The organism is Parabacteroides vesiculifaciens (assembly GCF_049860805.1).
Classification (GTDB): Bacteria; Bacteroidota; Bacteroidia; order Bacteroidales; family Tannerellaceae; genus Parabacteroides.
Map to the genome: position 1 here is coordinate 4,381,323 of NZ_CP187555.1, position 12,643 is coordinate 4,393,965.

The 12,643-nt window shown below is 46.2% G+C and carries 6 protein-coding genes; all 6 read right to left on the reverse strand.

What is annotated here, in order from left to right; all coding sequences use genetic code 11:
• Window positions 1–61 precede the first annotated feature (61 nt).
• Window positions 62–5,653: a T9SS type A sorting domain-containing protein gene (locus ACPYIV_RS17350; RefSeq protein WP_425884254.1), complete on the reverse strand. Its 5,592-nt coding sequence runs from the start codon at window positions 5,651–5,653 to the stop codon at window positions 62–64.
• A gap of 143 nt (window positions 5,654–5,796) precedes the next feature.
• Window positions 5,797–7,167, reverse strand: coding sequence for a FimB/Mfa2 family fimbrial subunit (locus ACPYIV_RS17355; protein ID WP_301704130.1), 1,371 nt, complete (start codon window positions 7,165–7,167; stop codon window positions 5,797–5,799).
• Entirely contained in the window at window positions 7,164–8,186 is a 1,023-nt protein-coding gene (locus ACPYIV_RS17360; protein ID WP_425884256.1) for a FimB/Mfa2 family fimbrial subunit, read from the reverse strand. Before ACPYIV_RS17360 ends, ACPYIV_RS17355 begins: the two co-directional genes overlap by 4 nt.
• A gap of 19 nt (window positions 8,187–8,205) precedes the next feature.
• The gene (locus ACPYIV_RS17365; RefSeq protein ID WP_425884258.1) at window positions 8,206–10,098 is read right to left on the reverse strand and encodes an Mfa1 family fimbria major subunit; all 1,893 of its coding nucleotides are present in this window, start codon (window positions 10,096–10,098) and stop codon (window positions 8,206–8,208) included.
• Between the two features lie 23 nt (window positions 10,099–10,121).
• Window positions 10,122–11,552: a DUF3868 domain-containing protein gene (locus ACPYIV_RS17370; RefSeq protein ID WP_293740282.1), complete on the reverse strand. Its 1,431-nt coding sequence runs from the start codon at window positions 11,550–11,552 to the stop codon at window positions 10,122–10,124.
• A 13-nt stretch (window positions 11,553–11,565) separates the two neighbouring features.
• Window positions 11,566–12,159 carry a DUF3575 domain-containing protein gene (locus ACPYIV_RS17375; RefSeq protein ID WP_293733922.1) on the reverse strand — a complete coding sequence of 198 codons (594 nt, stop codon included), beginning with the start codon at window positions 12,157–12,159 and terminating at the stop codon, window positions 11,566–11,568.
• Window positions 12,160–12,643: the final 484 nt, after the last annotated feature.

Here is a 12,643-nt window from a genome sequence, read left to right on the forward strand (position 1 = left end):
CGGATAATAAATCCATGTGCTCCGGGTTCTCTTTATATACTCCTTATTCGTATCGACTGGGTTACTTCACCTCTACCTTTTCGCTTATGGTTTGCGAACCGCTTTCGGCACGGATGACGTAGATGCCCGGTGCGAGGTGGTCGACAGAGGCGGTCGGGGTGTTCAGGTTGCGCAAGGTGCGCAGGGCACGGCCGGCGATGTCGTAGACCGTCACTTCGCTGAGTGCATCGACCGAAGAGACGTCGATCCGTCCGGGGGCACTGTTGTAGAAGATGATATGGTTACGGGCGATAATCTCGTTCGACGTGGCGATGGAGCCGTTCAGGAAGTAGCGTCCGTAGGTGTTGCCCGGGACGGTCAGCGTCAGGCCGTCGGTCACGTCGTAGCGCTTGCCGGTCTGTTTGTCTACCAGCTTCACGTTCTTCATAGCGCCCGACAGTTTGAAGCTCAGCTCTACCGGAGTCGCGTCTTTGCCGTGGATGCCGACGGGGATTTCAGCCAGGTCGGGTGTCACGTTGATGGCTACCATCTGATTTCCGGCAAGAGTATACACCTGTGGTGCGGCAACTTCCTCGTTGATCAGCAAGGCAGCGTCTTCCCCCTCCACATAGCTGTCCGAAGCGGTGGCAAGACCGGCAACAACGGCAGTGTTGCGTACTCCGTTGCGGGTGGCGGTGATGCGCAATTGCGGCAGGGGTTCTTCGGCTGAAGCGACGGTTGCGGAGCGCAAACCAACGTTTGTACCATTTGCCGGGGCTTTCGCAATCATGTCGGTGTTGAAAGTGGCAGTTCTCTGATCTTTCACGATGAATGATTGGAGAGGGGCGACAAACTTAGGATCTGTATTGTCCTTCGTTGAAATTGAATATCCCTCGCCTAAAATATTGGTAGTCGTACCATCCTCACTTAGGATATAATAAGTTCCTGTACTATTATCAAAGAACTTCGACATATCCAAATGTGACATGAACGGGTTGCCGAACATTTCACCAGTAGCCTGAACTTTAGTAACAGGAGTCTTACCTTCTTTATTAGGGCTGATATGGAAGCGACCGTTACCGCTGCGGTTAGCTTCTGTTATTCTTATTTCATACCCTCCAGTAGTTTCACCTTTACCATAATATGTATATTTATCATCTGCTTTCGGCAAACGGAACAACACTTTATTGCTTTCACCTAAAGAATTTCCATCCGTCTTTGTCCCAATCGAGAATCCAGTACCCGGCGTAAACGAAACATCTACATCATTATAGAGGTTCGACCAGCTACCTGTAATTCCGTAATTGACTTGATTATTAGAACCAGTACCCCGAACAACCGTTGCCGTTGTCTTATCCCATCCGCGCATATAAACTGCCGGTTTCCAACGGGTATAGTTTGTATTATCCCTATAGGTAATATCCGTAAACGCCGGTGTCTCCTGACGTGCATACTTACCTACGTTACTTCCTGTCGGCAAATACATATCCCCCGACACTACGCCTTTCAAGGGTGAAGCGAGCATGTACCAGCGGTTCGGAGCCATTTCGTAATCTACGTGTGCCTTGTTGTAAGTCAGGTATTCCGTATGCAGGATTTCCGATTCGGGCTTGATGTAGATTTCGTCGCAGGTGTTGCCGTAGAAGCGGACACAGGCGTAATCATGTTCTCCTAATGCAAGTTCACCTGTTGGTTCTTCACCCCATAATACTTTCTCATAATCCGGATCGGCAAGCAAATCATACTCAATATTCTTGGTGGCGGCACCGATAGTTTCATCGGTTGTAACCATGTCTAATATCGGAGATTGACTTTGCTTATTTAATTCATATAAATGCGGATAGGCAGAATAAGGCTTATTTTCCTTATTGCCATAAATCGTCACCTTCGTGAAACGCATTGGAGTGTAGGCTTCGTCATGAGTACCGTTTGCACTTGCTACACTCGTTGTGTACAGTTCATCATCTTTAGACCGTCTCCAATGGCTTGGTCCGTCGTTGTTCCAGTTGTGCATACCGTCTACACTTCCTACCCACGTCACATATTCGGGGACGATTTTGAGGGTGAGTTTCATGGAACCTTCATAGACTTTTTGCTCATTGTCTACTACTTGATAAGGTATGTCAACCATATACCAGAAGCCTTCACGGAAGCCGTTATTTGTATTAAATTTGATTTTGAAATAGTGCGTATTCCATTTCGGTGTATTATTATCAGTGGATTCTAAATCTATATACTGATCTGCAAGTTCCGTTAAGGTTGCAACTTCTTTATCATTATTCTGCCAATTCGGATCTGAAGTCCTTACAACCTTTATTTTATTATTATTAGGGTTTACAGCAAATATCTCCCCCTTTGCCGATTTACGGAAATGAATCGGAATACGCAATGTCCCTTTTTTATTTTCTTCTGTTGGACTTAACATATCCTGTATCTGAGTTAGCATAACACGGACAGAGCGGACGTGTTTGCCATTCCAATCATCCGGTTGGTTAGGATTATTGGGATCCTTCGGGTCGGGGTCTTTCGGGTCCTCAGGATCGGGATCGGGCGTGTCGGGATCACCCGGGTCGATGGTCGGAGGAACACCTCCTAAATCAAATTGAACAGGCTTTGAACAATACAGCACATTATCTCCTAATGATGACAATGGCTCCTGATCTGCTGAAACCTGTACAACTACCGGTTGGTACTTTTGAGTCATTCTATGTGTAAATTGAGTCTCTTTTAAGATCAGTCGCCCGCTAGGATTATCCGTACTTTTTATTCCATAATTTGTTTCCAATACACTTTTTATTTCGTTCTTAATAGCTTCGGTCGTATTGGATGCGTTATATGTATTCAATGCAGTCTGAATCGAGTAAGATCCTCCATTATTGACAACAATTGTATTCGGTGCGATAAACTCTTCAAGCGTTCCGAAAAACCAATCAAATGTAGCATTTTTCAGTTCTTTAAAAGACTCTGAGTTTACGTTCTCCTTGTACCAAAATTTACCATTTATGGTATAGGTTTCATTAATTTGTGCATTTTCCGGTAAGATAACTTCCGATTCTCCTTTTACTATTTCATACATATTACCTGCTACAATTAATTCAAAGGGATCACCGACTAAAGCGCAGGGGTTGTTTTCGATGGAGGGTTCACTCTCCATCACCGATATATCGGTGAAAAGTCGAGCTACATATTTATTGCCGGCGATTAATTCTCCGTTAAGAAAAACTGGGGCGGAAGCTATTAAAGGATTCGGATCATCTTTATCGTAAGTAAATGTTTTGGTCCATTCCATATCTTCCAACCGAGTTGATATGTAGGAAATCCGATAATTCTGTTTGTCTGCCTTTGAATTATTATAGTTGATCTGTACGGGGGTATTTTTTTCGTTTTCGTCATAAACAGCGTAATAAATGCTTGTGAAATATTGAAGAGCATCATCTTGTTTCGTCGGATATTTTTCAGTAAGATACTCTTTCAATAATTCCGGTAACTCGCTATATGATACACGTCGATTTTCCGGTACTACCTGTTCTTGTTTCAATCCTAAAACTTGTAATGCACGATTATAATCCGTTACAAATCTCACCGTATTAATTTCGGTATCACACAAATCACCGGCTTGCACAAGACGTACTTGCGGTTTCGTTTTGAAGATACGGATATCATCGATAGCATAGTCGGCACCATCGGTATGAGGCTCGTTGTTTTGGATTTCGAGGTAATATCTCTCATATTGTACATTACTTTCCAAAACAAATGTGTAATACAACTGTTGCCATTTCATTATGTCAGAATTCTTTGTATCCTTATAGTGCACCAAGGCATCTCCTGTTGTTAAAGAATGCAATGGAATTTCATTTCCAGAATTATCAACTCCTTTAAAAATGATATTCAAGTTTGGTGCTAAAGGATATACTGGATCTTTTGAGTTTGACAATCCAACACGAGTCATATCTGCCAACCAAGCCGTTACTGTTATTTCTGTATTAGGACAAATAGGTTCTTCAATAGGAACTTTAACCACCGTTCCGAATTCATTAGAAGCATCTATATAATAAAAATGACCATGTTTTGCTCTCTGTTTCAGCTCTTCTTGGGTTTTACCTTTATTATCCGGTTCATTTAGATCCATAGAAATTTCATATGTGCGATCATATAAAGTATTATTGCCACTAATCCATAAATATTCATAATTCCATTTTTTTGTTTCTCCATTCACAGTTTGTGTTTTGTATTCTTTATTAACTCCGGTTACTGAAACATTAGAATGATTTGCACTTCTAAATAGCGCATAAATATTTTGGTTACTTGTAGCAAAATATGCTTCTTTTTCTTTATTCCAACCAATTCTCTGCAGGGGATAAATATCAGGATCCCAAAAACCATATGTTGTATAATTATCTTTGAATGCACTAAAAGGTTCTTTTGCTATATTATTCTCCACGTTTAAATTTGATGTTAAGACAGGTTCCCCTTGGTCAAAATTGACACTAGCTAACAATTCATACTTATCAGTTAGTCTTCGTGGATAACGATTAATGTCATTTTTTATGTTTTCTTCCAGTTCAAATCCGACATCTTGTAAAGGATGAAACGTGAATTTTGCCAAATCACCACTTGAGTTCTGATTTTCATCTATCGCTTGAACGTAAATAATTATATCTTCTTTATTGTCAGTGAAAAATTTTTCTGGAATTCTCTGCGTCTGTTGAAAAGGGACCTTGTTATTATTACGTGTAACTAGACTAAAGGATTGATATGTTTCATTCTCTCCCACTTTAAATTGAAATTCTTTTCCTTGATGAATATTATTGTTTTCGTCTTTCCAAAAATAGTTATTCGGCAATGAAGGCATATGAAAGTTTATAGATTTATTAATCTGATCTACTCTTCCATTAGAGTTCTTTGCTTTTCTTACCGCAGGGAAATAATACTCAAACGTTTCAACTTTTTTTTCTTTTATATTTTGGATGCATTCATCTGCATTTTTAATGATATATTTAACTCGTTTGGTCAATGTGGGTTCTGTATATACACTTTCATTTATTGCTCCATCTTGATATATACTAACATCACAATAAACAACATCCCCTCCTTGATAGTCTTTCGGAGCTGTATATTGAATGGTAGAAGCATCCATACCATATCCCTTAACAGGTTCCAACTGGTCTTTTAACCGTTTTGACCAAACCAGACCACCATCGTTTCTATTTTCAGCAGAAGAAGTTACAGTTACAAACTGATTAGAGGTTATATATTCTGTGTTTTTTTCTAAAGTAAATTCTCCTCCTTGATTATTAGCCTCATTTTGAGTAGTTTTAGATTGCAAAAAACTGATCTCTCCTTTTGTATTTGTGGTTAGAGTTTCATTTTTAACATACCAATGAACATACCAATTATATCTATCGTTAGTTTCATTACTATTATTTTTACTATCCGATATACTAATCCTCAACTCTTGAATAAACAATTCCCTAGGTCGTCCTGGCACTACATAAATCTCTTTTGTATCCACAAACACACTATCATGCGTATCTGTGTATTTGAGATTTATGGTTGGTCTATTTGTTTCTGTTTCCTGTCCCCAGACCATCCAGCCTCCCCCGCCTGTCAGCAGGGCGAACGATAGGAACAGCGTCCGGAGCCATCTGTCATATCTGATTTTATTTCGTTTCATCGTATTCTGAATTTAGTTTTATATCTGTTGTTATTTAGTGCGAAAATCTACTTATCGAGTAAGCTTCGGTCTACTCGATAAGTAGACGAGAGCTTACTCGATAAGCAGACGAATGTCTACTCGATAAGTAGGTTTTAGAGAGCTTATGGTTGCGATTCAAATATATCCTTAAACCGTAATGTCACTGTAAAGGACAAGGTCCGTTGGGCTTCAGGATTTTGTACCTCTAAAATGAACGTTGCGGTTTGGTTTTCGATTGCTGCACCAACCATACGACCGGTTATTTCTGTTCCGTCTATTGATAAATCACCGACCAATAAGCCGTCTCCATTGTTTGTTTGGGCAATTGACCATTTTAATTGATCAACATTATATTGTCTATCGGTTTCTAACGATTTTAACTCCTTTATCGTAAGAGTAAATGGACCTCCTCCAACAATACTACAATTCAAATTGGTCAATCCATTTTCACTTGTCATCACATCCGGATACCCACCAATTGGTGGATTTTTTCCCTCTATCCCTAAAGTAAGTTGATAACTTGCAAATACCAATCTTAGATTCCAAACGTGATTGCGCGGAATCCGTTTGACAAAAGAGGTTCGTTTAGTCCCACTATGAAAATTTGCATCGTGACTGAAACCAGTACCCGTACTGGTCGTATTCAATATCACCTCAAACCCGTTGTCCTTTTCCGATTCATTCACATAAATCCATTCCGAACTTTTTTCTTGATTTTCATCATTGGTTGTGAGCGGTATATTATTTAATATATCATCAATGCTCCATCCGTCTCCTGTCGTTGGCAAGATTGTGTTATTCTCTTTTCCAAACAGATAAGAGTTCGTATTAAAAGGAGTGATTTTTAAACTACTGACAGTTATTCCATGCCCCGTTTCATTTCTTACGAAAACCTTCATGCGGCTCACCAAACGGACTAACTCGATTTTCTTCTTCGTTCCGGAAGATACCGTCCATGTTTCAGAAAAACTCATCGGTAGGAATTTGTTATTATTCGGATCGAATGAGTCATTTTCCCAGGAAACCGTTTCCGGCAACTTCGGCATCGGTTGTCCTTCCGCCGTTCCGATTGCCTTATTCAAAGTTTCATTATTCAGCGACTTCCAGTTGGCAAACGCATAAATCTTCTTCACACCACTGGTAATCTCGAAAGAGCCGGACGACCAGTTGGTCAATTCACCTTCCTTTGCTTGTTCATCACCAGTCAAATCTGGCTGGAACTTCTTTTCAATCTTATCAGAAGCGTTGACGATAAACACTACCAAAGAGTTGATCTGTTCACCGGTCAATGGCTTCAGATCATCGTCACTCGCTTTCGTCTGCAACGACCCCGAAGCATCGGAGACGCCTACCTGCAAATCCACTTCCACCATTTCCGGAAGGTCGGGATCGCCGTTCGCACCCCGCTCGCCGCTCGCGCAACCGAATGTCAGGCAGGCAAGCAGGCAAGCTAACACGGGTAGGCTTTTATATGGATTCAATCGCGTTTTCATAATCCCATCTCCTCATTACCAAGTGTCACGTCTTCGAGACGGACGATCCAGTCGTCCACTACTACATAGAGGCAATGCGCCCGTCCGCCGGCGATATCCACGTATGCGGTGAGCACATATTCGTCCTGACGGTCCAGATATTCCTGTCCGCCCAGTTTGTGCGACTCGATCTGCGTCAGCTTCAACAACTCTGTCAGGTTGACGTTGATAAACGGCGTCTTTTCGCTTGCATAGCGGACACTCAGCGTTCCGGTCGAGTTGTCGATCAGACGCAAGGTGTTCAGCTCGGTGCAGGCGGCATCGTAGGCAACGGTTGCATTATCAGCCGACTTGACGGTTTCGACCTGTTGCAGGTAGGGCAACCAGGTGATGCGGGTGTCGGCAACCGGCTCGTTGTGCGCGTCGAGGTCGCCGTTGGTAGTGGTGACCACGAAGTCGAAGGCGTCTTTCGACAGTTCCGTGCCCCGGTTGGCATCCACTAAGATGAAGCGGATTTTGTTCGTATTCTTCACGAGCGGAAACTCGGTGTCGGTTGTGCCGCCCGCCGGGATCGTGTAGTCCAGCTCACCCTGGAAGAGTCCCGACAGCTCGCTGTCCACTCTGTTTTTGGGTGCTCTCAGTGCCATACGGAAGTCTTCGATCGTAGAGCCTTCGGCGGGTTCCGTCCAGGTATAGTCGCGGTCGTTCAGCCCCGCCCAGGCAAGCAGGCGGTAGTCGCCCGGTTCTAATTCGCTGAGATCTACTTCGTTCTTTTTCAGTTCCTCGCCCTCGATCAGACGGGAAGAGAGGAACTTGCCGTCCTGATCGTAGATGTAGAGGCGGACGTTCTTTTCGCGCTCCTGGTTCACCATCTCGTAGGCGAAAGCATCGGCGTGCTTGATGTTGTGCCGGTAAACGAAACGGAGCGTGTGCCGGCAAAGAGGCAGTTCGTCATGGATATAATCGCATGAAGCCAGTCCGGCGAGGCAAAACACCGCCAGCACCGGGAATAAAAGATATAGTATTTTATGATAGTTCATTGTTCTCCAATTTTGCACGTTAAAAATAAATCGTCTCGTCCGGCAGTCCTATCCAGGGTTTGACAATCACTTCGATTTCGATTTTTTCCGGTTCATCCGGATTGTCGGGATCTTCGGGGTCTTTCGGATCATCCGGGTTATCCGGATCTATCGGATCCTCGGGCTCGGGATCGAACGGCGGTTCGTAGGGAATGTCGTCGCCCAGGCCGTAGAAGTCGCGGATGCGCAACTTGTAGACGTTGTTGCGCACGATGGCATACTCCATGATGCCCTTCGAAGGGGCGTTGTTGTTGGAATGGCGGATCCAGTGGGTGTAGAAGCAAACACCGTCCACGTAGGTATGCAGGCCATAGCGTGCCAACAGACGACGCGTGTCTTTACCGCCCTGATCGACCTGCGGCGTGCCGTCCGTGCGCGAGGCATATCCGAACGTCGTGTACATATATTTCTTCCACGCCAATGCAGCAGCTTCGGCTGCAGTCAGAGCAGTTGACGAATTCTTGTCTTTCAGCTTCCTTGAAAGGAAACGGCGGTATCCGGTCGGGTCGCCCTCCTTCAAGCTCGATACCAGCGAATGCACGTCGCCCCAGGTCTTGCCCGTGAAGTCGTAGGTAGAGACGTCCGGCGCCCCTTCGGTGAAAGCCAGCATCGCTGCTTCGGGCGAACCGTAGATCACACCTTTGAAAGCAAAGAAGGTAAACGGCGTGCCGTCCAATCCTTTGCGATAGTCGCTCGTGCCGGTGGCGGGATCATAGAAGAGGCATCTTCTGGGTCCGTATAATGTCCTGAACACCACGCCTGTGCAATAGTAAGGCGACTGGTCGGCACGCGCCACCGTGTTTTCTTTCGTGTAGCCCACGCGGTACCATTCGCCTACGCGGTCGCCCATGCCGTTGGTGAAACGCCAGTTACCTGCCGAAGTACCGAAACTCATAAAGTAGTTTTCATAAAGGGCTTCGACCCGTTTGCCGTCCGAAGCGGGACGCTCCGGCCAGTTGGGGTTGAACATCTCGCTCTTCACATTCGCCATCGTCTTGTAGCGGCTCCACGGGTCGAGCACGTAGTTAGTCTGGTGGTCGCCCCATTCAGGCAGCTCCAAGCCTAAAAACTCAACTGCGCTTGCCGGTCCGAACGCATCGTTGGCCGCAGCTCCGACCACTCGTTTGACCATGAATGAACCTGCATCCAGCTTGTTGACGATCATGGCGCCGGTAATCGACACACGGGCTGCTCCCGCCGTCTTGTCCATCACGTCGAAATAGTCATGTACCGGCAGGTAGTCGATGCGTGCCGCATGACGTTCGACCTCGACTGTTGCCGAAGCGGGGTTGTCGATCGTGTTGTCGCCACAGATATACACCTTCTCGTCCAGGTGGCCGTCCGACGCCATCACGAAATGTGAATACTCGCCGTTTCTTTCCATCCACGCACGCTTTTGCAGGAAGTCACGTACTTCTCCGAGCGTCAAGTCTTTGAGCTGCGGGCGGATGTTGCCGGTGTTGGTAATAACCAGCAGGTCGTACCATCCGCCGGGCAGTCCCACCAACACCGGTTCGGTGCGGTTGTCGCCCTGCATGGCGTCGCGGTCGAGATAGATAATCTTGTCTATCGGAGTCGAGGCGGGCGAGTTCACCCCGTCTGTCCCTTGGTAGAAGAGCAGCATCAGGTCGTCGATGCGCGTCTCGTAGTCCTGCCCCGGCTCGTAGCCGTCGCCGTTCTCGCCTCCTGTAGGATTCGAGCGGGTGAGCGGTGCCTTGACATCCGGACAATGGAGCGTCAGTCGGAGGTAGTTCTCCTCCACCGGCTTGTCGCCGCCGTCGTCCCGTTCCGTCCGAAGCTCGTCCGAACAGCCTGCCGTCATGAGGGTGGCTGCCGCACAGGCATATAAAAGGAATTTATTGGTTATGTTCATGATTCTTCGTTTTTAAGAGTTGCTCATTCTTCGCGCTTCGCCTTGATCTGTTCGAGGTTCGCACGGGCGGCTTCGCCTGCTGCCGGGCTGTTTTCCAATCTTTTCAGGATCGCTTCCGCACCGTCGAGATCGCCACGCAGCATCCGGACGGAGGCAAGCGCCAACTGTTTCTCGTCGCCTTCGACAGCTTTCGCAAGATAACTTTCCGCACGGTCGAGCTGGCCTGTCCGAATGGCGGTGTTGGCGGCATTCAGGTTGGATACCGGGTCGTCCGGGAACATGCGGACCGCGATTTCGAATACTTCGTTATACTTCTCGCTGCCGGCTTCGAAAAGCTGTGCCACCATGAACATTTCGTTCAGGCTGAGCTTCTTCGGGTCGGTGTAGATGAGCGACTTCGCCTCTTCGGCTGTGAAGTTGCGGATGTGGTATTTCACCACGTAGTCCGAGTGACGCAAGGCGGGATAGATGTCACGCAGCAAGATCTTGTAAGAAGTACCGCCGTTCAGCGTCTTCAGTTTCAGTTCCTTCTTGTCCATGTCGCGCGGTTCCGGGTTGCGGATGATGGCGAGCAGTTCCGCCTTGTCGGGCAGGTTCATCTCTTCCAGCCGCTTTTCCAGCCCTTCCCAGTCTTCCGGCTCGAAGTCGACGCTGAAGGTGGCGTGTTCGAAGCGATAAAGGCTCTTCACATAGTCACGCAACGCCTTGGCACGGTTTTCTGCCAGATAGGTGTTGTTGGCGTATGTTCCTTCGGGGGAGGCGAAACCTTTGATCCACACCTCCGTGATAGTGGCGTAGGGATCGTCCTTCACCGACTCGATCGTGGCACGGATGGCGGCCAGTTCGCGCGGGTTGTTGCGGTAGTCGGGATAAATCGTAATCTTGTTGACCGGGAAGTCGAGGAACGCCTTGCCTTCGATCGAACGCGCCTTGACCGCTTCGGCTTCGGGCGTACGGTAGGCGAGCAGCGGTTTCAATACCACCGGCTCTGCCATGTTGATCGGGAAGAGCGGTAAACGGTCGTTCTGCAATGCCTCCCAGCCGCAACCGCATTCGTCGATGACGAGGGCGACTTCCGACTTCTTCATCCACGGTGCCATCGGTGTGCGGGTGGTATATTCGAAAGTCTGAGGCTTCCCTTTCTCGCGGCGCAGTTCGTATTCATCGTGTGTCGTATAGGTACGCTCCGTCCGTTCATATAATATATGCCGGTCGCGTCCGGAGAGGATGACCGGCGTCAGGGGACGGATGCTGTCGCCTGACGTGATGACCGGTGTGCAAACCAGGCTACGGTCTGAAGGAACTTTGGTTTCTCCGAAGTCGAGTGTCATGCCGATCAGCAGGGTACCGTCCGACTTCTCCACAATCTTATCTTTTACTTTAATCTCTTGTGCCTGCAAGGTGGCTACCGCCAGCAGACTTGCCACAATCCATGTATGCTTGTTCATTTTCATAAGGCGGCGATGTTTAGAATTGATAAATCAGGTTGATAGCGGCCTGCGTGGGACCGAAATAGTGTTTCTTCACATACTCCTGGCGGCGTCCGCAGTTGGTACAGGGGTACTTTTCCGATTCGAGGTAGAGGTAACCCACACCGACGGTCGCTTCCAGATTCCAGTGTTTGGAGAGCAGCCACGAATACCCGTAGCTGACACCTACACCCGCACCCCAACCCTGGTGGCGTTCGTTTTCGGTACCAAGCAGCTTGATGTCCGATACATTATATAATATGTATGGGACGTGCAATCCGATGAAATGTTTGTAAAACGTTTCGCAGAACCAGTAGCGCATCTCCGGATGGAGTCGCCAATGTTTGAGAGATTTGCCATAGCTGCCGTCCTCCTTCTTTCCGTCGAACGGATTAAGCCCGGTCTCTATGTCCAGACTCCAGTGACGTGCCAGGCGAAACTCCGCTCCGGCGTTGAAAGTAGCCATGGCTCCCCAATATGGAATATTGGTTTTAATTCCGACGACCGAACCTTTTTGTCCGGTCAACCTGTCTTGTGCGTAGAATGTCAAGGGTACTACTAACAGGAACATCATGACGATAAGTTTTTTCATCATACTCTTTATTGTTTTGCAGTTATAGTTTTCTTCCATTTCAGTCATCGGTTTGTTTTGCGGTATGCTTATTTATGAAATAAGGATACCAACATTTGTCTTTAGCCATAAAGAGCAGGTAGAACTGCAATTTTGGAATGTTTCTCCTGCTCGAAAAAGTTTGATTTTGACAATTTTTTGTTCTTTCTATGAAAGTAAAAGAATAAGAAATTGTAATAAAATATTAAATGAGGGCAAGGAAAGGGGAAACTTGTCTTAAAATAGAGAATCAATACTAATTTGTGTAAATAATGTGCAAAAATTAGGCAGTAGGGAAATGGGAAGACTATTTTTTTCTCTTTTAAAAAGCCTTCATATATATTTTTATATTATTTTTGCCTTTAAAATAAGGAAATATCTCCTTAGCTCAAACGAAATTTAACTCAACATCGTAATAACAAGTTTGTTATAAGCTATGATCCTTATTTCATAAATAAGGATTGTT

Coding starts and splice junctions, on each gene's coding strand:
- ACPYIV_RS17375 (WP_293733922.1), bottom strand. CDS start 12,159: ATGAAAAAACTTATCGTCATGATGTTCCTGTTAGTAGTACCCTTGACA.
- ACPYIV_RS17365 (WP_425884258.1), bottom strand. CDS start 10,098: ATGAACATAACCAATAAATTCCTTTTATATGCCTGTGCGGCAGCCACC.
- ACPYIV_RS17355 (WP_301704130.1), bottom strand. CDS start 7,167: ATGAAAACGCGATTGAATCCATATAAAAGCCTACCCGTGTTAGCTTGC.
- ACPYIV_RS17370 (WP_293740282.1), bottom strand. CDS start 11,552: ATGAAAATGAACAAGCATACATGGATTGTGGCAAGTCTGCTGGCGGTA.
- ACPYIV_RS17350 (WP_425884254.1), bottom strand. CDS start 5,653: ATGAAACGAAATAAAATCAGATATGACAGATGGCTCCGGACGCTGTTC.
- ACPYIV_RS17360 (WP_425884256.1), bottom strand. CDS start 8,186: ATGAACTATCATAAAATACTATATCTTTTATTCCCGGTGCTGGCGGTG.